We start from the raw sequence: 22,954 nt of genomic DNA, 5'->3' as shown, positions 1-22,954 counted from the left end.
TGCAAGCCCGCACTCTACTCCGCCGCAGTCTGCGCGCTTGCCTCGGCCTCGATCTTTTCGGCGCGTTCCTCGACCAGTTGCACGATGTGGTCGATCATCTGGTCGTTGGTCATCTTGTGGCTTTGCCGTCCGGCCAGATAGACCATGCCGCTGCCCGCGCCGCCGCCGGTAAAGCCGATATCGGTCATCAAGGCCTCGCCCGGGCCGTTGACCACGCAGCCGATGATCGACAAGGACATCGGCGTCTTGATATGTTCCAGCCGCTTTTCAAGGGATTCAACCGTCCGGATCACATCAAAGCCCTGCCGCGCGCATGACGGGCAGGAAATGATCTGCACCCCCCGCGTCCGCAGGCCCAGCGACTTGAGGATCTCGAACCCGACCTTGACCTCTTCGACCGGATCGGCGGACAGGCTGACGCGGATCGTGTCGCCGATGCCCATCCACAGCAGGTTGCCAAGCCCGATGGCCGACTTGACCGTGCCGCCGACAAAGCCGCCTGCTTCGGTGATCCCCAGGTGGATCGGCGCGTCCGTCGCATCCGCCAATTGCTGATAGGCAGCGGCGGACAGGAACACGTCGCTGGCCTTCACGCTGATCTTGAATTCGTGGAAATCGTTGTCCTGCAGGATCTTGATGTGATCCAGGCCCGATTCCACCATCGCATCCGGGCAAGGCTCGCCGTATTTCTCCAGAAGATGCCGTTCCAGCGATCCGGCATTGACACCGATGCGGATCGAACAGCCGTGGTCCTTGGCCGCCTTGATGACCTCGCGCACCCGCGCCGCATCGCCGATATTGCCGGGATTGATGCGCAGGCAGGCCGCGCCCGCCCCGGCCGCCTCGATCGCGCGCTTGTAGTGGAAATGGATGTCGGCCACGATCGGCACCGGGCTTTCGCGGCAAATCTCGCGCAGCGCGCGCGTGGTTTCCTGGTCCGGCGCGGAAATTCGCACGATGTCGGCCCCGGCGTCGGCTGCCCGGATCACCTGGTCCAGGGTTGCACGCACGTCATGGCCGTTGGTATTGGTCATGGTTTGCACGCTGATCGGCGCGTCGCCGCCCACGGGGACGTTGCCCACCATGATCTGGCGCGACTTGCGACGCTCGATGTTGCGCCATGGACGGATGGGGTTCAGCGACATGGATGCCTCCGGGGTTCGCCTTCCAGATAAGCCATCCCAGCCAAGGCGGCAACCGCTGCACGGGGCTGTGATGCCATCAGGCCGGCAAACGCAACGCCGTCATGACGCTGGCCAGCGTGCTGCGCGGCAACATCAGCAGCATCTTGCCCTCGATCCGCAGGGTCACGACGCCGTTGGCCATGTTGGATGTCCCGACCCGCCCGCCCGGCGCAAACTCGATCCCTTCGATAGGCCATTCAAGGCCCGTGCTGATCCCGCGCGCCGGACCCATGGGATACAGCGACACCCGCGTTCCCGGCATCAGCGGCAGGGTCAGCCGGGGGGGCGCCACGAAAACCACGTCATCGGACGCCAGCATGATCACAAGGGGCCGGGCCGTGCTGGCCATGGTGGTCAGTGCCGACAGCGTATGGTCCAGCCGAAACCCGGCAAAGCCCACCGCCATGACAAAGGGGGCGGCGATGCGGGTCAGGCATTTGGTAAAGTCGGTGCTGTCCTGTTCGGCGACGTGATGGATGCGCCCCGCGGGAATCAGCCTGCGCGCCCCAGAGGTGATGCTGTCCAGGTCGCCGATCACCCAGTGGGGCGGCTGCCCCAGGGCAAGCGCCCGGTCCGCCCCGCCATCCGCCGCCACAAGGGTCGGCGCCACCGCAAGCGCTGTTTGCAGATCATAGGGGGACGTCGCGCCCCCGCCGATCACGGTCACACCCCGGTCGGAAATGACCAGGGGCGCGATCATTCACCGCGTCCGATGCCGGAAAACACCCGTTTGAACGGCAGGATCCACAGAAATCCCAGCAGGACATAGATCCCGACCTCGATCAGGATCGGCTGGCGTCCGAAACGAACATCCATCCAGTTCACCAACGTCACCGCCGCCACGACATAAAGGGGCATCCCGACAACCAGGATTAGCAGCGACAGCCTCTTGCGCGTCTTCAGATTCATGCCCGCCCCTCCCCTTTCAGCTTGGTGTCAAATATCCCACGGGGGTCCGGGGGTGTGAAACCCCCGGATTGCGTCAGTCCTCGAAGGGATCCGTCACCAGGATCGTATCGTCCCGCTCGGGGCTGGTCGAGAGCAGCGCGACCGGGCACTGGATTAGTTCCTCGACGCGTCGCACGTACTTGATCGCCGCAGCAGGCAGGTCGGCCCAACTGCGCGCTCCTTGGGTGGATCCGTGCCAGCCGTCCATTTCCTCATAGATTGGCGTGACCTTGGCCTGCAACGCAGCCGCCGTGGGCAGGTAATCGTATTTCACGCCGTCGATCTCATAGCCTACGCAGATCTTCAGCTTGTCGAACCCGTCCAGCACGTCCAGTTTCGTCAGGGCGATACCATTGACCCCGCTGATCGCGCAGGTCTGGCGCACAAGCACCGCGTCGAACCAGCCACAGCGCCGCTTGCGTCCCGTGACGGTGCCGAATTCATGGCCCCGCTCGCCCAGGCGCTGCCCGTCCGCATCGTGCAGTTCGGTCGGGAAAGGCCCTTCGCCCACCCGCGTGGTATAGGCCTTCACGATCCCCAGCACAAAGCCGATGGCAGACGGTCCCATGCCGGTCCCCGAAGCCGCCATCCCCGACATCGTGGTCGAGCTGGTGACATAAGGATAGGTGCCAAAGTCGATATCCAGCAGCGACCCCTGCGCCCCTTCGAACAGGATGCGCTTTCCGGCCTTGCGGGCGTCGGCCATGACTTTCCACACCGGCTGGGCATAGGGCAGCAACCTCGGCGCGACTTCCATCAGCTTGGCCTTCAACGCGGCGCGGTCGATGGGTTCGGCCCCAAGGCCCTGCCGCAGCGCGTCGTGATGGGCCAACAGCCGGTCCAGCCGCGCGTCCAGCGTTTCCTCGTCACCCAGGTCCGCCACGCGGATGGTGCGGCGGCCCACCTTGTCCTCGTATGCCGGCCCGATGCCACGTCCCGTGGTGCCGATCTTCGAGGCGCCGGCGGCTTCCTCGCGCAGCTTGTCCAGATCCTGGTGCAGCGGCAGGATCAGGGGCGTGTTTTCCGCGATCATCAGGTTGTCGGTGCTGATGGCCACGCCTTGGGCCGACAGCTTCTCGATTTCCGAAAACAGCGCCCAGGGGTCCAGCACGACGCCGTTGCCGATCACGGCCAGCTTGCCTGTCCGCACGATGCCCGACGGCAGCAGCGACAGCTTGAAGACCGTGTTGCCGATGACCAGCGTATGCCCGGCATTATGGCCGCCCTGGAAACGGGCGATCACATCGGCCCGTTCGGAAAGCCAATCGACGATCTTGCCCTTGCCTTCGTCGCCCCATTGCGCGCCGACAACCACCACATTGGCCATGAACGGTCCTTCCATTCCTCGAAAAAGTCCGCCGCCGGGTCTAGCGCAAGCCCAGTCCGGGGGAAAGCCGGGATTTGCCGCCCTTTTCCTTTCGCCCCGCAGCGATTAGGGTCGCCCGCGGACTTGAAAGGTGCGGACCATGTCGTTTTTGTCGAAACTGCGCGAAAGGCTGACGCGATCCTCAACGAAGATCGGCGAAGGGCTGGACGGTATCGTGGACACGGCGCCCCAGGCCATGCCCGAACCCGCCCAGCCCACCGGACTGGTCGGCCGCCTGTTCGGCACAACACCCGCACGGCCCGAGGAACCCCGCCGCGCCCTTGACGACGAGATGCTGGAGGAGTTGGAGGACATGCTGGTCCAGGCCGACCTAGGCGTCGATACCGCGCTGCGCGTGACCGCCAATATCGCCGAAGGGCGGATGGGCCGCCGGATGTCCTCGACCGAACTCAAGGAACTGCTGGCGGACGAGATCACGCGGATCATGACCCCGGTCGCCCGTCCCCTGCCCCTTTATCCGAAAAAGCCCCAAGTCGTGCTGGTCGTGGGCGTCAATGGCGCGGGCAAGACCACCACCATCGGCAAGCTGGCCAGCCAATTCCGTGCGGCGGGCAAGTCGGTGATGATCGCGGCGGGCGATACCTTCCGTGCCGCTGCCGTCGAACAGTTGCAGATCTGGGGCCAGCGGGCCGGCGTGCCGGTGATGGTTGCAGCCCAGGGCAGCGATCCTGCCAGCCTCGCCTTCGACGCCATGACCCGGGCTGAATCCGAGGGCGCCGATCTTCTGATGATCGACACGGCGGGCCGCTTGCAGAACCGCCAGGATCTGATGGAGGAACTGGCCAAGATCGTCCGCGTGATCCGCAAGAAGGATCCGACCGCGCCTCACAACACCCTGCTGGTCCTGGACGCAACCACGGGCCAGAACGCGCTGAACCAGGTGGAAACCTTTCGCCAGCTTGCCGATGTCTCGGGCCTGGTGATGACCAAGCTGGACGGCACCGCGCGCGGCGGCGTGCTGGTGGCCCTGGCCGACCGCTTCGGCCTGCCCATCCATGCCATCGGCGTGGGCGAGCAGATCGACGACCTGGACGCTTTTGACGCAAACGATTTCGCCCGCGCCCTGGTAGGCCTTTAAGGCCTCTTCTTCACCCAAATATCCTCGGGGGAGTCTCCGCAGGAGACGGGGGCAGACAGCCCCCGGCTACGCCTCCAACCCAAGCTGTGCCAGTAACGGCCGGACATCCGCCAAGGCCGCACGATTGGCAAACAACGTCGCCTGCGACCGCAGGATGGGATCCGCAGCCAGAATCTTCAGGTTGTTCGCCCGCAGGGTCTCGCCCGACGAGGTGATGTCGGCAATAGCTTCGGCCGTCTGATTGGCGATGGTGCCCTCGGTTGCCCCTTGGGAATCAACCAGTTGATAATCCGCGACCTCATGCGCCGCCAGCCAGGCCCGGACCAGCCGGTGATACTTGGTCGCGATCCGCAGCCTGAAACCATGGGCGGCCCGAAAGTCGCGGGCGATGGATGCTAGATCGTCCAGATCCTCGCAATCGTGCCAGCAGTCCGGCACGGCCAGGATCAGATCGGCATGACCGAATCCCATCGGCGCAACCTCGGCCACATCAGACCGCCAACCCGCCAGCTTTTCGCGCACCAGATCGGTGCCCGTCACGCCCAGTTCAATCCGGCCCGCCGCCAGTTCGCGTGGGATTTCCCCCGCCGACAGCAGAACCAGGGATACGCCGTCCACCCCCTGCACCCTGCCCGCATATTCGCGGTCCGACCCGCTGCGCGACAGCGTGACCCCGCGCGCGGCGAACCAGCCAAAGGTTTGTTCCATCAGCCGTCCCTTGGACGGTACGCCCAGCCGGATCATGCGGCCTCCAATTCGGCAACAAGGCCCGGCCGGATGATGCCGCCCACGGCAGGGATCGCCCGCCCGCCCCGCCCCAGCACGGCGGTCAGCGCGTCATAGCGTCCGCCCGTCGCGACCGGGGGCCAGTCAGGGCGGCTTTCGGCCACGAAGCTGAAGGTGAAGCCGTCGTAATATTCCATCGTGCGGTGACCGTGGCTTGCGTCGAACAGCACGGTTTCAGGCGAGATGCCCAGGTCCGCCAGCATCCCTGCCCGCTTCTCGATGCGGCGAATGGCCGGAACCAGGGCGGGCCAGTCCCGTGCCAGGTTCGCCAGTTCCTTCGTGGCATCCGGCATGGAGGCGCTGATCGTGAACAGCCGGTCCAGCCGAGCAATCCAGACGCGGTCCAAGGGCGCGGCGTCCCCATCCGCGATCAGCCGGGCGATGCGCCGGTCCATCTCGGCCCTTGTCCGCAGCCCAGCCCAGGGGGCGGCGCTGTCGGCAAAAGCGCGCGGGGCCGCAGGGCGCGAAAAACGGTCCAAAAGCCGCCCGAAGCGTCCCGGCCTCCAGACATGATGCAAAAGCGCATCCCGTCGGGCATCCGACAGCGGCAGCGCGCGGACCGCATCCATCACCAGCCCCATGTCGCCCGTCACGGCCCGCAGCCCGTAAGGCGCCAGCTGCCGGTGGAACAATGCAAAGACCTCGGCATCGGCCTGGGGATCGTGGGCGAACAGTTCGAACCCCGCTTGCAGGTATTCGTTGTCGCGTGGATTGGCAGGCCGCTCCTCGCCCGGATCCTGCTTGCGGAACACCTCGCCCAGATAGCAATAGCGCGCAGGTTCGGCCCCACCGGCCATGTGCATCTGCACCACCGGGACGGTAAAATCCGGCCGCAGCATCACCTCGCCCCGCAGCGGATCGGTCGAGGTATAGGCCCGGGCGCGAATATCCTCGCCATACAGATCCAGCAGGGTATCGGCGGGCAGCAGGATGTCGGGCGCGACTTCGACCGCCCCCGCCTCGCGGAAGGCGGACAGGAACCGCTGGCCGATGGCCTGCTTGTCGCGCTTGGGGATCATGAAAGGATCCGACGGACTTCCGCGACCAGATCAGCGCGGGGAACCTCGGTCTGGGCGGGCTGGGCCTTCCATTCGTCCAGGCTGGCCTCGGCGGCAATGCGCGCCCCCAGGACCAGATCCTTGACCTGCACGACGCCCCGCGCTGCCTCGTCACCCCCTTGGATGATCGCCACGGGTGCGCCACGCTTGTCGGCATATTTCAACTGGTTGCCGAAGTTCTTCGGATTGCCCAAATAGACCTCGGCCCGGATGCCCGCCGCGCGCAGTTCAACCGCCATGGCCTGATAGTCAGCCATCCGGTCGCGGTCCATGACCGTGACGACAACCGGCCCCTGCGCCTGCGTCCCCGTCAGCCCCTTGGCCCGCAACGCGGCGATAAGCCGGTCCACACCGATGCTGACACCGGTTGCTGGCACCTTCTGGCCCGTGAATCGTTCCACCAGCCCGTCATAGCGCCCGCCCCCCGCGACCGATCCGAACTGCCGCTTGCGGCCCTTTTCATCCAGGATCTCGAAAGTCAGCTCGGCCTCGAAGACGGGTCCGGTGTAATAGCCCAGGCCGCGCACGACCGAGGGGTCGATGACCGCGCGGTCCTTGTCCATGCCTATGGCGCCCAGCATTCCGGCGATCTCGGCCAACTCGTCCACGCCTTCAGCGCCGATGGCCGAAGCGCCGACCGCCGCGCGCAGGTTCTCCAGCGTGGCCGTGTTGTCCGATCCTTTCGAGGTCAGGAAGGCCAAGACCGGCTGGGCCTGCGCCTCACTCAAACCCACGCCTTCGATCATTGCGCCGCTGGCGTCCTTGCGGCCCGTGGTCAGCAGCGCCAGCACGCCGTCGCGGCCCACCTTGTCGAACTTGTCGATCTGGCGCAGCACGTTCTCGGCCTGGTCAGCGCGCACCTCGGCAGCCTCCAGCACGCCGTTCAGGACCTTGCGATTGTTGATCCGCACCAGATAGTCGCCGCGCGCGATCCCCACGGCCTCCAACGCATCGGCAAGCATCGCGCAAATCTCGGCATCTGCCGCCACCGACGCAGACCCAACCGTGTCCGCGTCGCATTGATAGAACTGCCGGAACCGCCCCGGCCCCGGCTTCTCGTTCCGCCAGACCGGACCCATGGCATAGCGGCGATAGGGGATCGGCAGGTCATTGCGAAACTGCGCGGCCACCCGCGCCAAGGGGGCCGTCAGGTCATAACGCAGCGCCAGCCACTCGCCGGAACCGCCGCCGGGCACCGCTTCTTCCTGCCAGGCAAAGACACCCGCATTCGGGCGGTCCACGTCGGGCAGGAACTTGCCCAGGGCCTCGACCGTCTCGACCGCGCTTGTTTCCAGCGGATCGAAGCCATGCAGTTCGTAAACTTTACCGATGGCATCCAGCATCGCCTTGCGTTCCGTCACGTCCGCGCCGAAATAGTCGCGAAAGCCCTTGGGCGTTTCCGCCTTGGGACGGGGCTGTTTTTTCTGATCTTTCGCCATGGTCCTGCCTTTCCGGCCAAATCCGTGGCTGCCTTAACCGAAGGGGCCGATATGGACAAGGATACCCACGCGCGAATCCAGCAGGCCGAGGAAGCCTTGGCCCACCTGGCCAGGACGGTGGACGATCTGAACGAGGTCATCGCCCGCCAGGATACCGAGATCGCCCTGCTGACCCGCCGGGTCGAGATGCTGCTGCGCTTTGCCGCCGAACAGCAGGCGGGCACCGAAGGCCAGATTCCGCTGGCCGATCAGCGCCCACCGCACTGGTAGGCTTCTTCTTCACGAAAATATCCTCGGGGGGCCTGGGGGGCAGACGGCCCCCCAGCCTTTGGGCCTATCCGCGCATCTGCCGGAACAACCCCGCCAGATGCTCGGTCGAGGGATCGTGCCCCGGCGCATCATCGCCCTTCAGCAGCGGTTCAACCTTCAGCGCCAGTTCCTTGCCCAGTTCGACTCCCCACTGGTCAAAGCTGTTGATCCCCAAGATCACGCCTTCCACGAACACCCGGTGTTCATACAGAGCGACGATCTGGCCCAGGGTAAAAGGCGTCAGCTTCTCGATCAGCAGGGTGGTCGAGGGCCGGTTTCCGGGAAACACCCGGTGCCGTGCCTGGCGGTCCAGTTCGGCGCCTTCTAGCCCCTTGGCCTGCATCAGGGCGCGCGCCTCGTCCAGGGTGCGGCCGCGCATCAGTGCCTCGGACTGGGCCAGGCAGTTCGCAGCCAGCAGGATGTGATGATGCGCCAGGTCGTCCTCGTGACTCTTGGCGGCCAGGATGAATTCGCAGGGGACGGGCGTGGTGCCCTGGTGGATCAACTGGTAAAAGGCGTGCTGGCCGTTTGTTCCGGGCTCGCCCCAGACCACCGGGCCCGACATCACGCCAAGGTCGCTGCCGTCCATGGCCACGCGCTTGCCGTTCGATTCCATTTCCAGCTGCTGCAAATAGGCAGGAAGCCGCAGCAGGCGGTTGTCATAGGGCAGCACCGCGCGGGTCGGATAGCCACAGACCTGGTGGTGCCAGATGCCCACAAGGGCCAGCAGCACCGGCAGGTTTTCGGACATCGGCGCAGCTCGGAAATGCGTGTCCATCGTGGCGGCACCGCCCAGGAATTCATCGAATCGCTCGTCGCCGATCGCCAGCATCAGCGACAGGCCGATCGGTCCCCAGACAGAGTAACGCCCGCCCACCCAGTCCTCGAACCCGAACACGCGCGCAGGGTCGATGCCGAATTCCGCCGTCTTGCCGGTGGCCGAGGACAGCGCCACAAATTGCGACGCGGGGTCGGTGACAACCTTTCCCATCCAGTCGCGGGCGGTCTGGGCATTGGTCATCGTCTCGATGGTGGTGAATGTCTTTGACGCCACGATCACCAGCGTCGTCGCCGGATCCAGCCCCTTCAACGTGTCGGCAATGTCCGCACCGTCCACGTTGCTGACGAAATGCGTGCGCGGCCCGTCGTGATAGGGCGCCATCGCCAGCACCGCCATGTAGGGGCCAAGATCCGACCCGCCGATGCCGATATTGACCACATCTGTGATCTTGCCGCCCTGTCCCGTAAAGGCGCCTGACCGCACGTCGCGGGCGAAATCGGCCATGCGGTCGTGGGTTTCGCGCACGGCGGGCATCACGTCCTGGCCGTCCACCGTGACGTTGCCGCGCAGGTTGCGCAGGGCGGTGTGCAGCACGGCCCGGCCCTCGGTTTCGTTGATCTTCTCGCCGGTGAACATCGCCTCGCGGCGGGTCGCCACATCGGCGCCCTTGGCTAGTTCCAGCAGCAGATCGCGGGCATCGGCGTCGATCATGGTCTTGGACCAGTCGAAGACCAGCCCGTCGGCCTGGGTCGCAAAGGCGCGCGCGCGGGCAGGATCGGCGGCGAACAGGTCGCTGATGCGGCGGTCACCTTGCGCCTGGCGATGGGATTTCAGGCGGGTCCAGATGTCGGTCATTCGGAAAGGCTCCTTCGGGCGGCCTATTCGGCCCAGTGAACGGTCGCGTTGTCCAGGAATGCCCGGATCGGCGCCTCGAGCGGGTCCAGCTTTTGCGCGCGGTCCAGGGCTTCGCGCTTTTCCGGTCCCATGATCAGGACATGGACATTCATTGCATCGGCAAGGGCCGGCCGGGTCAGGGTGATGCGCGGTTCCTCGGCGCCCTCGGCGCGGATCGGCAGGACCAGCGGGGAATTGGCAGCCAGTCCTTCTGCCAGGCGGTCCGCGCCGGGGAACAGGCTGGCCGTGTGCATGTCATTGCCCATTCCCAGAAGAACCACGGTGATCGGCAGATGCGGCCGAATCGCCTCGGCCAAGCTCTCGGCAGCCTCGTCCGGGGTAGCGTCGCCGGTGTAAAGGTCGATGTATTTCGCGACGGCTGCGCGGTCGCGCAGCAGGTGGCGACGAAGCAGGCGGCCGTTCGAACGCTTGTGGTCCCCATCGACCCAACGTTCGTCGCCAGGGAAAACCGTCACCCGGCTCCAGTCGATATCCGCCCCGCTCAGCGTCTCGAACACCAGGGTCGGAGAGGTGCCGCCCGGCACGCACAGGCTGGCGACATCCCCGGTGCGCAGCTGCTGCGCCAGTTGCGAGGCGATCTGGTCTGCCAGCGACAAGGCTAGCATCTCGCGGTCAGGATATTCCTTGAAGTCCATGCTCATCCGCGAATCTCCCTCCATCGGCGATTGTCGCGATGCATGAGGCGCAACGCTTCTTCGGGACCGGACGACCCCGCGTCATAGGGTTCGGGCCGCCGCTTGCCGTCTTCCCAGGCGGCGATGATGGGATCGGTCCAGGACCAGGCGGCCTCGACCTCGTCCCCGCGCATGAACAGGGTCTGATTGCCCCGGATCACGTCCATGATCAGCCGTTCGTAAGCATCGGGCATATCGCTGCCATCCGTGCCAAGCGCATCCGCGAAAGACATATCCAGCGGCACCTGCACCAGCCGCATCCCGCCCGGCCCCGGTTCCTTGATCATCACCTTGAGGTTCATACCCTCGTTCGGTTGCAGGCGAATGACAAGCTCGTTGGCCTTGGGGGCGCCGCTGTCGTCAAAGATCGAATGGGGCGGCTCGCGGAAGACGATGGCGATCTCGCTGGTGCGGGCGCGCAGCTTCTTGCCGGTGCGCAGATAGAAGGGCGTGCCCTGCCACCGCCAGTTCGAGATGCAGACCTTCATCGCCACATAGCTTTCGGTCCGGGAATCCGGGTTTTCCGAATCCTCCAGATAGCCGGTGGACTTGCTGTCCGCCTGGTACTGCCCGCGCACGATGTCAGCCAGTTCGACGGGTTGCAGGGCGCGGATCACCTTGAGCTTTTCATCGCGCACGGCGTTGGGGTCGAAGTGATAGGGTGGCTCCATCGCGATGAGGCACAGAAGCTGCATCATGTGGTTCTGAACCATGTCCCGGATCGCCCCGGACTTGTCGTAATAGCTGCCGCGCCCGGCCACGCCCACCGTTTCGGCCACGGTGATCTGCACGTGATCGACGTATTGCGAGTTCCACAACGGCTCGAACAGGATATTGGCGAACCGCACCGCCATCAGGTTCTGGACGGTTTCCTTGCCCAGGTAATGGTCGATGCGATAGATTTGTTCTTCCCGGAAATGGCAGGCCAGCGTGGCGTTCAGCGCGCGGGCGGTTTCCAGATCACGGCCAAAGGGCTTTTCAACCACGATGCGGCTATCCTGGTCCGCGATGCCATGGCTGGCAAGGCGGCTGGCGATATCGCCAAACAGCGACGGCGCGACCGAGAAGTAAAAGGCATGAACCGCGCCGGGCCGCATCCGCGATTTCAGATCGACCCAGCCCCCATCGCCCCTGGCGTCGATGGAGGTATAGCCCAGCAGGTTCAGGAATTGCGCAAGGCGTGGATCATCCTGACGAATGCGGCCGAATTCCACGATGGCTTTGGCGGCCTCGGCCCGGAAGGCGTCGTCGTCCTGGTCCGTCCGTGCCGCCCCGATGATGCGCGAGGTTTCCGGTATCTGCCCTGCGACAAAGCGCCGGAACAATCCAGGCAGGATCTTGCGTTGCGCCAGATCGCCTGTGGCACCAAAGATCACCAGATCGAAGTCATCGACCGGAATGACACGAGAGACCATGCTTTCCTCCTTGCGGGCAGGGATCGCCATATCTCTTGTTAGCGTTAACAGCAACTCGGTTCAACCTTTCACGGCTTTGGCCAAGCGCGGCAAGCGGCTGCGTTTCAGCATATCCCCTACCGTCATGTTGCCGCCCATGGCCGCAGCCTTGTCGCGCGCTGCCTGAACAGCCGCCGCGACTGCCGCAGGATCGGCGGCGAACAAATCCAGCAGAAAGGCGTCGGGATGAATCGCACGCAGCCCCAGCCCCGTCATCAGGTGTTGGGGAAAATCGCGCAGGTTGGCCGTGACGATCAGCGACGCGTCCCCTGCCAGGGCTGTTTCCGCCACATGGCGGTCGGCCGGATCGGGGAAATCACGGTCGATGGCCTGGCAACCGTCGTCCGGCAGTTCTGCCTGCGGAAACCTGATGCGCAGCAATGCAATCTCCGCCCCTGCGACGGCGTCCTGATCGGCGCCCAGCCGGGCCGCCGCATGACGCCATTCGGCCAGGATCCGGGCCGACCACAGGGGAGCGTAAAGCCCCGCCCCCGCCAGATCGGTCAGGATTTCCCGCAGGATCGTCGGGAACAGGACATTGGCGTCAAGAACCGCGCGCATCAATCCAGCCGAAAGAACAGCGCCTTGAGATAGCCGGTTTCTGCAAGCTGAGGCAGCGTCGGATGATCGGGCCCAGCCTGGCCCGTATGGATCAGCACCCCACGCCGCCCGCCGCGCCCGATGCCCCGCGCGCTGACATTGCGGAACGCCGTCAGGTCGGCCGCGTGCGAGCAACTGCACAAAACCAGATAGCCCCCAGGCGCGACCAGGGGCGCGGCCAGCTTTGCCACCCGTTCATAGGCACGCAGGCCTGCGTCCAATGCAGGCTTGGCAGGCGCAAAGGCAGGCGGGTCGCAAACCACCAGGTCGAACCGGCGGCCTTCCTCGGCCATCTTCTCCATGGCCTTGAAGGCATCGGACTGGACGGTTTCCAGACGGTCCGCCGCGCCCATGCGCCCTGCCCCGCCTTTTGCCAGATCAAGGGCCGCGGCACTGCCATCGACGCAGGTCGCATGGGCCGCGCCCGCCGCCAGGGCGGCAAGGCCGAAGCCGCCCACATGGCTGAACACGTCCAGCACCGCCGCATCCTTGGACAGCCGCTGCGCAAAAGCCTGGTTCGGCCGCTGGTCGAAGAACAGCCCGGTCTTCTGCCCACCCATCAGATCGGCCAGATAGGTGGCACCGTTCATCGGAACGGCCACGGGTTCCGTGGGCGCCTGCCCGCGCAGAACCTCCATCCGTTCGTCCAGGCCTTCCAGCCCACGCGCGCGGCCCTGCCCGTTCAGGATCACGGTGGACACGCCCGTCACCCGGATCAGCGCATCCGCCAGGTCATCCGCCATCCGGTCCGCCCAGGCTGCGTTCGGCTGGATCACCGCCGCATCGCCGAACCGGTCGATTACCAGGCCGGGCAGCCCGTCGGCCTCGGCATGGACGAGGCGATAGAAGGGTGCGTCATACAGCCGTTCCCGCAACTGCAAGGCGCGCGTCAACTTCGCGGCCAACCATTCGGTGTCGATCACGGCCTCGGGGTCGGGGTCCATCACCCGGCCCACGATCTTGCTGTTGGGGTTGACCGTCACCAGTCCCAAGGGCTTGCGCTCGGCATCTTCCAGCACCGCAAAACCGCCCGGCGGGATCGCGCGGCTGCGGCGGTCCAGCACGGATTCGTCGGCGAAGACCCAGGGAAATCCGTGGCGGATCGCCTGGGGCTTGGATTTCGGGCGCAGGCGCAGCACGGGCAGATCGGTCATCGGGTTCATCCTTTTCGTGCCCCGGATCTGGCATGGCGACCCGCCCGGCACAAGGCCGTCGCTGGGTCAATGCCATGCCTGCGACAAGCCCCGTTGATCCGTTATCGCTAACAACGTATATTGCCGCGCAAGAAGGAGCCAGCCATGACCCTGCACGCCACAATCGACCGCGTCACCGACAGGATCCGCGCCCGGTCCCGGAACACGCGCGACGCATACCTGACAAAGATCGCCCGGGCGGCCGAGGAAGGCCCGCGCCGCGCCCATCTGTCCTGCGGCAACCAGGCCCACGCCTATGCCGCAATGCCTGACAAGGACGACCTGGCCCTGACGCGCAAGCCGAATATCGGCATTGTCACCGCCTATAATGATATGCTGTCGGCCCATCAGCCTTACGAGCGTTACCCGGACCTGATCCGCCGCGCGGGCAATGCGGCGGGCGCGACCGTGCAGGTCGCGGGCGGCGTGCCCGCCATGTGCGACGGCGTGACGCAAGGCCGTGCGGGGATGGAACTGTCGCTGTTCTCTCGCGACGTGATCGCCTTGTCGGCAGGCGTGGCGCTGTCGCACGATTGCTTTGACGCGGCACTGTACCTGGGCGTTTGCGACAAGATCGTGCCGGGCCTGGTCATGGCCGCCGCAACCTTTGGGCACATCCCGGCGGTGTTCCTGCCTGCCGGTCCCATGCCCTCGGGCCTGCCCAACGACGAGAAATCCCGCGTCCGCCAGCAATTCGCAGCGGGCGAGGTCGGCCGTGACGCCCTGATGGCGGCGGAAATGGCGTCCTATCATTCCCCCGGCACCTGCACCTTTTACGGCACGGCGAACAGCAATCAGATGCTGATGGAATTCATGGGCCTGCACCTGCCCGGATCCAGCTTCGTGAATCCCAACACACCCCTGCGCGACGCCCTGACAGTGGCGGGCGTCCAGCGTGCCGCCGCAATCACGCGGCTGGGCAACGACTTCCTTCCCGCGGGCGAGGTGCTGGACGAAAAGGCCTTCGTGAACGGCATCGTGGGCCTGATGGCGACGGGCGGATCGACCAACCTTGTCATGCACATCCCCGCCATGGCCAAGGCCGCCGGCATCCTGATCGACATCGGGGATTTCAACGACATTTCCGAAACCGTGCCGCTGATGGCGCGCGTTTACCCCAACGGCCTGGCCGACGTGAACCATTTCCACGCGGCAGGGGGCATCGGCTACATGATCGGGCAGTTGCTGGACGCGGGCCTGCTGCACGAAGATGTCAAGACGATCCACGGCACCGGCCTGGACGGCTATACGACCGAACCCCGCCTGGACGGGGACGCAATCCGGTGGGAGGCAGGCGCGCGCGATACGTTGAACGACAAGATCCTGCGCCCTGCCCACGACCCGTTTGCTAAGACCGGCGGGTTGAAGCAGTTGGGGGGCAACCTGGGCCGGGGCGTAATCAAGATCAGTGCCGTGGCCCCCGAACGCCACGTCATCGAGGCCCGGGCCCGTGTCTTCAGCGACCAGGAACAGGTAAAGGCCGCCTTCAAGGCAGGCGAGTTCACGGAAGACACCGTGGTGGTCGTCCGCTTCCAGGGTCCGCGTGCCAACGGAATGCCCGAACTGCATTCGCTGACCCCGATCCTGGCCGTCCTTCAGGATCGCGGGTTCAAGATCGCGCTGCTGACCGATGGCCGGATGTCGGGCGCCTCGGGCAAGGTGCCCGCCGCCATCCACATCTCTCCCGAAGCGTCGGTGGGCGGCCCTCTTTCCCGCGTCCAGGACGGAGACATGATCCGCCTTGATGCGGTCGGCGGCACCATCGACTGCCTGGCCCCGGATTTCGAATCCCGCCTTGCGGCCGTTCATGATCCCGTCCCCAGCAGTCAGGGCATGGGCCGGGAACTGTTCGCAGCCTTCCGCGCCGTCGCTGGTCCCGCCACCGAGGGCGCGGGCGTGGTGGTCTGACAGTTGGACCTTGGCAATCTCTTTGCCAGGGTTTACCGAAGCCCACGGAGCAGTGGCCGAGTGGTCTAAGGCAGCGGTCTTGAAAACCGCCGGGCCAGTGATGGTCCCGTGGGTTCGAATCCCACCTGCTCCGCCATTAAATATTTGAAAAACTTGTAAAATTACGATTTTCGAGCGCGCTACGTATGATGAAAGATTATGCGCTCTGACCTATAAAGTGTCATACTATGACACCTTTCGAGCCTTCGGGACGTGCTGGTTATGCTCTCTGAGCGTCATCTATGCCCCAATTGCCCGTTCCGGTCCTGATCGACACATAGCAAAAAGGGGACCCTGCTGACGCAGGATCCCCTCGGCGATGTGGCTCGGTTCAAATCTTACCTGAAGCCATTATCTCCATCAGAGCGCGCGCGCTCTTGCTGCTGTTGAGACAGGTATCGGAAGTAATAACGTTCCGTGGTGAGGACAGATCCGTGCCCAATGTATCTCTGAACTTTGTAAACGGACCAACCGTCGCGCAGCCGTTCGAGTGCAAACTTGTGACGCAGATCGTGCATGCGCGCGCCGAACCCGGTTTCCTGACCGTACTCCCAGAACAGGCTTGATGGATCTTTGTAGTAACCATGATCGCTCACGTTCCAGAAAATATATTCCGAGGCATTCGACAGTGGAATTTGCAGCAGGATGTCGATCGCCTTTTGGGTGAGTTCGATTGTCCTAACCTTTCCGCCCTTGGTGTTTCTTAATGTGGCGAAGACATTTCCCTGAGTGGGATTCTCCATTCCGGAGATGTCCGTCCTTTTCAGACGAGCCATTTCCGTGACCCGTCCGCCCGTAGCATCGAGAAACCCCGGAAAGTAGGTCAGCGTGCCGGGGGCTCGGGCTGACAGTCTGGCGATTGCAGCCTCGGTCGGCATAACGATGTCAGGTAGAACTTCTTTCATACCTTGTTTCTCGTAACCACCCGGTTTGCACCGCGGCCATTTTTCATTGACAAGTGTTGATGATGTTGTGTCTCGCGCTACGGCTCTCCGTGGTAGGCTCAGTCCATGGAGATTGATCGGGACAAGATCGACGAGGCTGTTCTGGCGCTGCTGTGGTTGACGCTGCATGACGTGCGGCGCGCGTGGAAAGGCTTTGACTGGGACGTCCTGGAGCGGTTGCATGCCAGGGGCCTGATCGCCGATCCGGTCAACAAGGCAAAGTCGGTTGTCCTGACCGATGAGGGCCTGCGGCAGTCCGAAGAACTCTTCCGGGCGCTGTTTACGCGGCCTCGGTCTTGACTGTGCCCATTGGCGTCCAGTTCCAGGGCAGCAATTCGCCGAGACGGGTGTTCATGTGATCGTGGATGCGGTCCAGGACATCGGCAAGATAGGCCTGCGGATCGAGCCCGTTCATCTTTGCCGTTTCGATGACCGTCAGGGCGCGAGCAAGCGTTTCGCCGCCCGCGTCCGAGCCCGCGAATAGCCAGTTCCGTCTGCCGACACCAATTGGCCTCAGGGCACGCTCGGCCGCATTGTTGTCGATGGCCACGCGCCCGTCCTCGAGGAACAGCGTGAGGGCAGACCAGCGGCTCAGCCCATAGCGGAAGGCCTTGGCCAGATCGCTTTTTCCGGGGATGCGCGTCAGCTGCTTTTCGGCCCAGTCCCGGAAGGCGTCGACCTTCGGCCTGGTATCCTTCTGTCGCAGGGCCAGCCGCAACTCGGCGGGCTTGCCGCTGGTGGCGCGCTCGATGTCGTAGAACTTGCCGATCCGGTCGAGTGCCTCACACGCGATTTCGGATTTTGTCGCAGCCCAGACATCATGGAAGTCACGGCGCAGATGTGCCCAGCAGGCGGCCTCGCGGAACTGGCTCTTGCCCTCCAGATCGGTGGCATAAAGCTTGGCATAGCCCTTGTAGCCATCGGCTTGAAGAATGCCGCCGGCCTGGCCCAGATGGCCGAGGACATGGTTTTCCTTCCAGTCCGGGGCGAACTGATAGACCGCGCCGGGCGGGGCCTTGCCTGCCCAAGGGCGCTGATCGCGAACATAAGCCCAGATCCGGCCCTTCCTGACGCCCTTGCCGAGCCCTTTGTCGCTCTTGCTGCGATCAAGCACGCGGATGGGCGTGTCATCGGCATGGAGCAGATCGCTGGCCATGATCTCGGCCTCGATCTTTTCGATCAGCGGCGCCAGAGCTTTCATCGCCCCGCCGCACCAGTCCACAAGCGTCGTATCGGAGATATCGGCGCCCATCCGGGCAAAGATCTCGTTCTGCCTGTAGAGCGGCACATGATCGTCGAACTTCGAGACCAGGACATAGGCGAGCAGGTTCGGTCCCGCCATGCTCCGCGGGATCGGCCGGCTGGGTGCCGGGGCCTGGACGATCTTCTCACAGCGTCGGCAGGACTTCTTGATGCGCGCGATCTCGATAACCTTCAACTGCGCGGCGATCATGTCGATCAATTCGCTGACATCCTCACCGATCACCCGCAGATCGCCGCCGCAATCGGGGCAATTCTTGCCAGGGTCATATTCGCGACGTTCGCGCGGCGTGTCCTTCGAGACTTTCGGGCGGCGGCGGTTGGTTTCCTGAGGTTCAGCCGGCTCCGGAGCCTGTGCTTCCGTGTCGGGCCCCTTCTCGGCAGCGGGCGACGGGTCATTCGCCTCGGCCAGGGCCAGCTGCAGGTCTTCCAGCGCCAGCTCCAGTTGCTCGATCTCGCGTTCGATCTTTTCCGAACTGGCTCCGAACTTCTGCTTCTGCAATTTGGCAATCCGAACGCGCAGCGCCTGAACCAGCAGATCATGCGCGCGCAAGCTGGCCGACATCTTCTGATTTTCTGCCTGCAACGCAGCAATGATCGCCTTCAAGGCGGCAGGATCATTGGGCAGTGGCGTGGTCGTTCCGGACATGGCGATGGATACCATATCCTCCTGTCGAACGCTACAAAAAGACGCAATTACAAAAGGATAAATCAGCCGACCCGGGCCGGTGGCGCCCCCCAATCCGGCCGCCTCCAGTCAATTCCCTCCCACAACATGGCCAGCTGCGCCGATGTCAGACGCGCAGTCCCGTCCTTGCCGCTTGGCCAGGGAAAGCGCCCGCGTTCCAGCACCTTGTAGTAAAGGCAGAAGCCTTGGCCGCGGTGTTTATCAAGGTAGTTGTCCGCCGATTTCATGCGACGTCTCTGATTTCAGAGGCGCTGATTTCGCGTTCAGGATTGAGCCAGACGGGTCCGGCGGGTTGCCAGTTTCGGGTTTGGCCTGACCAGCGTTCGGGGTGTTGCGCCCGTGCATGTGCATAGAGAATGGTGCGGCTGGCGAGCGCTGCACGGTCACGTCCGGTGTGGCGCGCATTTGGCGTGACGAAGCGGATCGCACTGTGAAGGTGTTCGCCGTTATACCAGTTGGCGAAGGATTTCACCCAAGCCTGGGCATCGGCCTTGCTGGCAAAGCCCTTGGCCGGCCAGTTCGGGCGGTATTTGCAGGTTCGAAACAGGGCCTCGGAAAAGGGGTTGTCGTTGCTGACGCGCGGCCGACTGTAGGAGGCCGTGATGCCGAGTTTCTCCATCGTCACCTTCATCGTCGCGCCCTTCATGGGGCTGCCATTGTCGGCGTGAAGGACCAGCGGGCGCGTGATGCAGCCTTCCGCCAGAACCGCCTGCCGGATCAGGGCAGCCGCCAGCTCCGCGCTCTCGCGCTCATGAACTTCCCAGGCAACGATCTTCCGGCTGAAGATGTCCACGATCAGGTAGAGATAGAAGAACATTCCGGCGACCGGCCCGGGCATCCAGGTGATGTCCCAGGTCCAGACCTGGCAGGGTGCGCTGGCCTTGTGGCTGGCGGGTGGTTTGCGCCGGACCGGAGGCTTGGACCGGCCCCGGTGATGCTGTTGCCCCTCCGCTCGCAGGATGCGGTAAAAGCTGGACTCCGAGGCCAGATACTGCCCTCGATCGGCCAGCTTTGGCACGATCTGGCTAGGCGGCAGGCTGGCGTATTCTGCTGAGTTGCAGATATCCAGAACGGCCGCGCGTTCCTGGGCGCTCAGCTTGTTGTCCGGCGCGGGGCGCGGCGTGAGGGGGCGCTGATCGGCGTGGACCTGACCGTCTTTCGTCCAGCGCCGCAGGGTGCGATCGCTGATGTTCAGCTCAGCACAGGCGTTGGCGCGCCGCGCGCCAGCGGTGACGGCCGCGTCGATCAGAGCAACTGCAGTTTGGCGATCCGGGGTGCTGATCATGCGTCCTCGTCGCCCCCCCAGATCGCCGCAGCCTTTTTTCGGAGAACCAGAAGCGCTGCGGTTTCGGCCAGAGCCTTGTCCTTGCGCGCCAGGTCCCGCTCCAGATCCCTGACCCGCTTCTTCTCTTCCTTCGTGGCCTGAGCCAGACGCGCGGTGCTGGCGCGCTCCCAGTCATTCGCCTGTTCGCATGCCGCCCGCCACGCGGTGATCTGCGCCGGATAAAGCCCGCGCGTCCGGCAGTATTCGCTCAGATCGGCCTCGTTCAGCGCCGCTGTTTCCAGCACCGCCGCGAACTTGTCGCGCGAAGACCAGCCTTCGGGACCAGCATCGGCGTCAGGCAAAAGCCGACCCTTGCCCCGCGCCTCGGACCGCCACTTGTGCAGCGTCGCCTCGGAAATCCCTTCCTCCCGCGACAGCTGCCGAATGGCCATGCTGTGCGGCGGCAGCATCCGTTTCAGCACAGCCGCCTTACGTTCCGGTGAATATCCCAAGTCACTGTCCTATCCCGCCCACCCGAAAAATAGAGGAAAAGAAGAGGGGCGGACAACTACGCTGACACAGGGGGGCCGTCCCAATACAAGAGCTTCAATCTGTCGCCACGCCGACCGCGGAACGCAAACACCGCCCCGCCTGCCGGCTTCTGGCGCAACTGATCCTGCGCCAGGGCCGCCAAACCCTCAATGCCCTTGCGCATGTCGGTCACCCCGCAGGCCAGATAAACCCGGACACCGGTGCCGGGCCCGATCATGCCGCCTCCAGCACCCGGATCAACCGCGTCAGCGTGGTCGTGTCCAGCATCGTGTCGAAGCGCAGGCACCGGCCATTGGCCAGCTGAAGCTCAATCAGGGCGGGGCGCTGCGGCGCTTGATCTTCAGCCGATGGATGCGCCGCCAACGCCGCCGGCGCGCTCAATTCCACCGGCAGGAACAGGGCCTCCGGAAGCGGGGAAAGCAGCCCCTTCTTCTTCAGCTCATGCCGCCAGGCATAAAGCTGCTGTCGGGTCACCTCGTGGCGCTGCGCCACTTGCGTCACCGTCGCGCCCGCCACCCCGATTGACAGCACGATCCCGAGCTTCTCCTCGTCGCTCCAGCGACGCCGCCGTTCCAGACCCAGAATGTCACCACGCATCAAAAGCCCCGGGTAATCCTCCCCATTTTAACGGGGCGCAGACGTAGAATTCACGCGGCCATTCTCAGCTTCATGGCAGGGGTGATCCCGCCGATGCCCATATTGGGGCGTTCGTTGTTGTAGGTCCAGAGCCACTCGGTGGCGATGTTCTGCACCTCCTCGATGGTTTCAAAGATGTATAGGTCCAGCCATTCGTGCCGGACTGTCCGGTTGTAGCGCTCGACGTAAGCGTTCTGCTGCGGCTTTCCGGGCTGGATATAGGTCAGGGTAATGCCCTTGTCCTCGGCCCATTCCATCAGACGGCCACTGATATATTCCGGGCCGTTATCAACCCTGATCGCCTTTGGTGCTCCCCGCCATTCGATGATTTGGTTCAGGGTCCGGACGACGCGCTCGGCCGGCAGCGAGAAGTCCACCTCGATGCCCAGGCCCTCGCGGTTGAAGTCGTCCAGGACGTTCAGAAGACGGAAGGCTCGCCCGTCCCCAAGGCGATCTGCCATGAAGTCCATGGACCAGACCGCGTTGGGAGCTTCCGGCACAGCCAGTTCCTCGGACTTCTCCCGCTTCAGCCGCTTGCGAGGCGTTCGCCATGGTCACTCGGACCAGTGGCGTTCCATGGCTCACTCCTCAGGTTCAGTTCCAGCTCACGATAGATCCGGTAGACGCGTTTGTGGTTCCAACCATGGCCCTGGACGTTGCGCAGATACAGGAAACACAAGCCAAAGCCCCAAGTCTTCCTGGTCTTGGTTAGCCCAATGAGCAGGTCGGCGATCTGCTCGTTCTCGTTGTCGCGCTTCGGGCTGTAGCGGAAACAGGTCTCGCTGACGCCGAATGCCCGGCAAGCCAGCGCAATGCTGATCCCCTTCGTCGCCACAGCCTTTGCGGCCAGCTCGCGACGCTGAGCTGGCCGCGTCACTTTTTTCCAAGCGCCTCCCGGAGCAGATCGGCTTGCATGCTCAGATCGGCAAACATGCGCTTCAGCCGCCGGTTTTCGTCCTCCAGTAACTTCATCTGGCCCATCATGGATGCATCCATGCCGCCATACCTGGCACGCCATTTGTAAAACGTCGCGCTGCTGATCCCATGCTCGCGACACAGTTCAGGCACAGGCAAACCACCCTCGGCCTGACGCAGCACGCCCATGATCTGGGCCTCGGTGAAACGGGTTTTCTTCATCTGAATCTCCTCGTCCAACTTGCCGAGAAAATTCTACTTCCGCATCCCATTAACCATGGGGAGGATTACCTTCTAAACCCCGTGGATTTATGAGTGGAGATTCAGCATGTCCCTGATAGAAAAGTATTTTTCTGAAAGATCAGGAAACACCTCGGTCATTGGAAGCGTCATAATTTCTACCGACGGGCGCGTCAGAGTCAAAACCGAGACAGAAGCTCGAAATGACCTCTTGGGCACTAAAGCAACCGTCTGGGTTGATATCTACAACGCTGATGGCAAGCATGTTTTCACTTCAGACCCCTTGTTCGTTTGGGCGAATGCGCGGCTGGTCGGCGGGAAACCGAAATCGGATACCGAAGTTGACTACATCCCAGAGGACGTGCTTGCACTTCTTGGAGATCCAAAGATCGACGTTGTCATCAAGGACCGTGATAATTGGCGGCGTGACTGGGAGGCCGCCGTCGAAGACGCAAAGCATATCGTAGAAGATCTCACCAATTTGGCGGGCGGATTGTCGTCGGGACTCTCACAGAACTGAGTCTGTGAAGGAAAAAGCTTCAGTCGCTACGCATTTATAAAATGCTGCATGCTCGATGTGGATCACCTGACGATTATCCTTGAGGCAATCTGCCTACCAACATCAGGAACTTAGAGAAAATAATATGATTGGTATAGGAATCCGTAGTTCGGCGCGGAGGATGATCGAGATTTTGTAAGGAC

Annotated in this window: 23 protein-coding genes, 1 tRNA gene and 1 pseudogene; 6 read left to right on the top strand and 19 right to left on the bottom strand. The window is 63.8% G+C overall.

The window, feature by feature from the left end; genetic code table 11:
- Nucleotides 1-14: 14 nt before the first annotated feature.
- From ispG to LZ585_RS06625, 4 genes are all read right to left on the bottom strand, one after another.
- On the bottom strand, nt 15-1,145 hold the full coding sequence (gene ispG, locus LZ585_RS06640) for a flavodoxin-dependent (E)-4-hydroxy-3-methylbut-2-enyl-diphosphate synthase (RefSeq protein WP_234855602.1): 1,131 nt from the start codon (nt 1,143-1,145) through the stop codon (nt 15-17).
- A 76-nt stretch (nt 1,146-1,221) separates the two neighbouring features.
- A complete protein-coding gene (locus LZ585_RS06635) occupies nt 1,222-1,884 on the bottom strand; it encodes a thiamine diphosphokinase (protein ID WP_234855601.1) in 663 nt (220 codons plus the stop codon).
- Nucleotides 1,881-2,093 carry a DUF2842 domain-containing protein gene (locus LZ585_RS06630; protein WP_234855600.1) on the bottom strand — a complete coding sequence of 71 codons (213 nt, stop codon included), beginning with the start codon at nt 2,091-2,093 and terminating at the stop codon, nt 1,881-1,883. The genes LZ585_RS06635 and LZ585_RS06630 overlap by 4 nt, the downstream gene beginning before the upstream one ends.
- A gap of 73 nt (nt 2,094-2,166) precedes the next feature.
- Entirely contained in the window at nt 2,167-3,459 is a 1,293-nt protein-coding gene (locus LZ585_RS06625; protein ID WP_234855599.1) for an adenylosuccinate synthase, read from the bottom strand.
- A 139-nt stretch (nt 3,460-3,598) separates the two neighbouring features.
- Between LZ585_RS06625 and ftsY the strand changes: the two genes are divergently transcribed.
- A complete protein-coding gene (ftsY, locus tag LZ585_RS06620) occupies nt 3,599-4,597 on the top strand; it encodes a signal recognition particle-docking protein FtsY (RefSeq protein WP_234855598.1) in 999 nt (332 codons plus the stop codon).
- Between the two features lie 66 nt (nt 4,598-4,663).
- Here ftsY and hisG read toward each other — a convergent pair whose 3' ends face one another.
- The 3 genes from hisG to hisS are packed head-to-tail and all read right to left on the bottom strand — an operon-like array spanning nt 4,664 to nt 7,880.
- Entirely contained in the window at nt 4,664-5,341 is a 678-nt protein-coding gene (gene hisG, locus LZ585_RS06615) for an ATP phosphoribosyltransferase (RefSeq protein WP_234855597.1), read from the bottom strand.
- Nucleotides 5,338-6,399 carry an ATP phosphoribosyltransferase regulatory subunit gene (locus LZ585_RS06610; protein WP_390625113.1) on the bottom strand — a complete coding sequence of 354 codons (1,062 nt, stop codon included), beginning with the start codon at nt 6,397-6,399 and terminating at the stop codon, nt 5,338-5,340. The genes hisG and LZ585_RS06610 overlap by 4 nt, the downstream gene beginning before the upstream one ends.
- Nucleotides 6,399-7,880, bottom strand: coding sequence for a histidine--tRNA ligase (gene hisS / locus LZ585_RS06605; RefSeq protein WP_234855595.1), 1,482 nt, complete (start codon nt 7,878-7,880; stop codon nt 6,399-6,401). Before hisS ends, LZ585_RS06610 begins: the two co-directional genes overlap by 1 nt.
- Before the next feature lie 51 nt (nt 7,881-7,931).
- Here hisS and LZ585_RS06600 point away from each other — a divergent pair, with 51 nt between their 5' ends.
- Nucleotides 7,932-8,150 (top strand): SlyX family protein, encoded by a 219-nt coding sequence (locus tag LZ585_RS06600; RefSeq protein ID WP_234855594.1) that lies wholly within the window; start codon nt 7,932-7,934, stop codon nt 8,148-8,150.
- Between the two features lie 64 nt (nt 8,151-8,214).
- On the opposite strand, the gene pgi is transcribed toward LZ585_RS06600, so the two are convergent.
- From pgi to LZ585_RS06575, 5 genes are read right to left on the bottom strand one after another with little or no spacing between them, the layout of a single operon-like run.
- The gene (gene pgi / locus LZ585_RS06595; RefSeq protein ID WP_234855593.1) at nt 8,215-9,825 is read right to left on the bottom strand and encodes a glucose-6-phosphate isomerase; all 1,611 of its coding nucleotides are present in this window, start codon (nt 9,823-9,825) and stop codon (nt 8,215-8,217) included.
- A 23-nt stretch (nt 9,826-9,848) separates the two neighbouring features.
- Nucleotides 9,849-10,520, bottom strand: coding sequence for a 6-phosphogluconolactonase (pgl, locus tag LZ585_RS06590; protein WP_234855776.1), 672 nt, complete (start codon nt 10,518-10,520; stop codon nt 9,849-9,851).
- Nucleotides 10,521-10,522: 2 nt separating this feature from the next.
- Entirely contained in the window at nt 10,523-11,974 is a 1,452-nt protein-coding gene (gene zwf, locus LZ585_RS06585) for a glucose-6-phosphate dehydrogenase (protein WP_234855775.1), read from the bottom strand.
- A 60-nt stretch (nt 11,975-12,034) separates the two neighbouring features.
- On the bottom strand, nt 12,035-12,574 hold the full coding sequence (locus tag LZ585_RS06580; RefSeq protein ID WP_234855592.1) for an RSP_2648 family PIN domain-containing protein: 540 nt from the start codon (nt 12,572-12,574) through the stop codon (nt 12,035-12,037).
- The gene (locus LZ585_RS06575; RefSeq protein ID WP_234855591.1) at nt 12,574-13,767 is read right to left on the bottom strand and encodes an RSP_2647 family RNA methyltransferase; all 1,194 of its coding nucleotides are present in this window, start codon (nt 13,765-13,767) and stop codon (nt 12,574-12,576) included. The genes LZ585_RS06580 and LZ585_RS06575 overlap by 1 nt, the downstream gene beginning before the upstream one ends.
- Before the next feature lie 144 nt (nt 13,768-13,911).
- On the opposite strand from LZ585_RS06575, the gene edd reads away from it, so the two are divergent.
- The gene (gene edd / locus LZ585_RS06570) at nt 13,912-15,714 is read left to right on the top strand and encodes a phosphogluconate dehydratase (RefSeq protein WP_234855590.1); all 1,803 of its coding nucleotides are present in this window, start codon (nt 13,912-13,914) and stop codon (nt 15,712-15,714) included.
- A 46-nt stretch (nt 15,715-15,760) separates the two neighbouring features.
- Nucleotides 15,761-15,850: transfer RNA gene (locus LZ585_RS06565), tRNA-Ser, on the top strand.
- Between the two features lie 241 nt (nt 15,851-16,091).
- Here LZ585_RS06565 and LZ585_RS06560 read toward each other — a convergent pair.
- Nucleotides 16,092-16,658 carry a tyrosine-type recombinase/integrase gene (locus tag LZ585_RS06560; RefSeq protein ID WP_234855589.1) on the bottom strand — a complete coding sequence of 189 codons (567 nt, stop codon included), beginning with the start codon at nt 16,656-16,658 and terminating at the stop codon, nt 16,092-16,094.
- Nucleotides 16,659-16,763: 105 nt separating this feature from the next.
- Between LZ585_RS06560 and LZ585_RS06555 the strand changes: the two genes are divergently transcribed.
- The gene (locus tag LZ585_RS06555) at nt 16,764-16,997 is read left to right on the top strand and encodes a DUF6429 family protein (RefSeq protein ID WP_234855588.1); all 234 of its coding nucleotides are present in this window, start codon (nt 16,764-16,766) and stop codon (nt 16,995-16,997) included.
- Here the strand turns inward: LZ585_RS06555 and tnpC are convergent.
- From tnpC to LZ585_RS06525, 6 genes and pseudogenes are all read right to left on the bottom strand, one after another.
- Nucleotides 16,978-18,606 (bottom strand): IS66 family transposase, encoded by a 1,629-nt coding sequence (gene tnpC, locus LZ585_RS06550; RefSeq protein WP_234854653.1) that lies wholly within the window; start codon nt 18,604-18,606, stop codon nt 16,978-16,980. The genes LZ585_RS06555 and tnpC overlap by 20 nt on opposite strands.
- A gap of 62 nt (nt 18,607-18,668) precedes the next feature.
- Nucleotides 18,669-18,872 carry an IS66 family insertion sequence element accessory protein TnpB gene (tnpB, locus tag LZ585_RS06545; protein WP_390625104.1) on the bottom strand — a complete coding sequence of 68 codons (204 nt, stop codon included), beginning with the start codon at nt 18,870-18,872 and terminating at the stop codon, nt 18,669-18,671.
- Nucleotides 18,869-20,379, bottom strand: a protein-coding gene (locus LZ585_RS06540; RefSeq protein ID WP_390625103.1) for an IS3 family transposase whose coding sequence is annotated in 2 segments (ribosomal slippage) — nt 18,869-19,960 and nt 19,963-20,379 — 1,509 coding nt in all. Because the reading frame shifts where the segments join, the coding sequence is not laid out codon by codon here. Before LZ585_RS06540 ends, tnpB (LZ585_RS06545) begins: the two co-directional genes overlap by 4 nt.
- Nucleotides 20,380-20,477: 98 nt before the next feature.
- On the bottom strand, nt 20,478-20,678 hold the full coding sequence (gene tnpB, locus LZ585_RS06535) for an IS66 family insertion sequence element accessory protein TnpB (protein WP_256445656.1): 201 nt from the start codon (nt 20,676-20,678) through the stop codon (nt 20,478-20,480).
- Nucleotides 20,675-21,058: an IS66-like element accessory protein TnpA gene (gene tnpA, locus LZ585_RS06530; RefSeq protein WP_234855586.1), complete on the bottom strand. Its 384-nt coding sequence runs from the start codon at nt 21,056-21,058 to the stop codon at nt 20,675-20,677. The genes tnpB (LZ585_RS06535) and tnpA overlap by 4 nt, the downstream gene beginning before the upstream one ends.
- A 50-nt stretch (nt 21,059-21,108) precedes the next feature.
- Nucleotides 21,109-22,234: pseudogene (locus LZ585_RS06525) on the bottom strand (IS3 family transposase).
- 106 nt (nt 22,235-22,340) lie between these two features.
- Here LZ585_RS06525 and LZ585_RS06520 point away from each other — a divergent pair.
- Nucleotides 22,341-22,772: a hypothetical protein gene (locus LZ585_RS06520; protein WP_234855585.1), complete on the top strand. Its 432-nt coding sequence runs from the start codon at nt 22,341-22,343 to the stop codon at nt 22,770-22,772.
- Nucleotides 22,773-22,954: the final 182 nt, after the last annotated feature.

It is taken from the genome of Paracoccus everestensis, assembly GCF_021491915.1.
Classification (GTDB): domain Bacteria; phylum Pseudomonadota; class Alphaproteobacteria; order Rhodobacterales; family Rhodobacteraceae; genus Paracoccus; species Paracoccus everestensis.
The sequence above is the reverse complement of the archived record's forward strand: the minus strand, read 5'-3'. Positions and strand labels throughout refer to the sequence as shown.

Coding starts and splice junctions, on each gene's coding strand:
- ispG (WP_234855602.1), bottom strand. CDS start 1,145: ATGTCGCTGAACCCCATCCGTCCATGGCGCAACATCGAGCGTCGCAAG.
- LZ585_RS06635 (WP_234855601.1), bottom strand. CDS start 1,884: ATGATCGCGCCCCTGGTCATTTCCGACCGGGGTGTGACCGTGATCGGC.
- LZ585_RS06630 (WP_234855600.1), bottom strand. CDS start 2,093: ATGAATCTGAAGACGCGCAAGAGGCTGTCGCTGCTAATCCTGGTTGTC.
- LZ585_RS06625 (WP_234855599.1), bottom strand. CDS start 3,459: ATGGCCAATGTGGTGGTTGTCGGCGCGCAATGGGGCGACGAAGGCAAG.
- ftsY (WP_234855598.1), top strand. CDS start 3,599: ATGTCGTTTTTGTCGAAACTGCGCGAAAGGCTGACGCGATCCTCAACG.
- hisG (WP_234855597.1), bottom strand. CDS start 5,341: ATGATCCGGCTGGGCGTACCGTCCAAGGGACGGCTGATGGAACAAACC.
- hisS (WP_234855595.1), bottom strand. CDS start 7,880: ATGGCGAAAGATCAGAAAAAACAGCCCCGTCCCAAGGCGGAAACGCCC.
- LZ585_RS06600 (WP_234855594.1), top strand. CDS start 7,932: ATGGACAAGGATACCCACGCGCGAATCCAGCAGGCCGAGGAAGCCTTG.
- pgi (WP_234855593.1), bottom strand. CDS start 9,825: ATGACCGACATCTGGACCCGCCTGAAATCCCATCGCCAGGCGCAAGGT.
- pgl (WP_234855776.1), bottom strand. CDS start 10,520: ATGGACTTCAAGGAATATCCTGACCGCGAGATGCTAGCCTTGTCGCTG.
- zwf (WP_234855775.1), bottom strand. CDS start 11,974: ATGGTCTCTCGTGTCATTCCGGTCGATGACTTCGATCTGGTGATCTTT.
- LZ585_RS06580 (WP_234855592.1), bottom strand. CDS start 12,574: ATGCGCGCGGTTCTTGACGCCAATGTCCTGTTCCCGACGATCCTGCGG.
- LZ585_RS06575 (WP_234855591.1), bottom strand. CDS start 13,767: ATGACCGATCTGCCCGTGCTGCGCCTGCGCCCGAAATCCAAGCCCCAG.
- edd (WP_234855590.1), top strand. CDS start 13,912: ATGACCCTGCACGCCACAATCGACCGCGTCACCGACAGGATCCGCGCC.
- LZ585_RS06560 (WP_234855589.1), bottom strand. CDS start 16,658: ATGAAAGAAGTTCTACCTGACATCGTTATGCCGACCGAGGCTGCAATC.
- LZ585_RS06555 (WP_234855588.1), top strand. CDS start 16,764: ATGGAGATTGATCGGGACAAGATCGACGAGGCTGTTCTGGCGCTGCTG.
- tnpC (WP_234854653.1), bottom strand. CDS start 18,606: ATGTCCGGAACGACCACGCCACTGCCCAATGATCCTGCCGCCTTGAAG.
- tnpB (WP_390625104.1), bottom strand. CDS start 18,872: ATGAAATCGGCGGACAACTACCTTGATAAACACCGCGGCCAAGGCTTC.
- tnpB (WP_256445656.1), bottom strand. CDS start 20,678: ATGATCGGGCCCGGCACCGGTGTCCGGGTTTATCTGGCCTGCGGGGTG.
- tnpA (WP_234855586.1), bottom strand. CDS start 21,058: ATGCGTGGTGACATTCTGGGTCTGGAACGGCGGCGTCGCTGGAGCGAC.
- LZ585_RS06520 (WP_234855585.1), top strand. CDS start 22,341: ATGTCCCTGATAGAAAAGTATTTTTCTGAAAGATCAGGAAACACCTCG.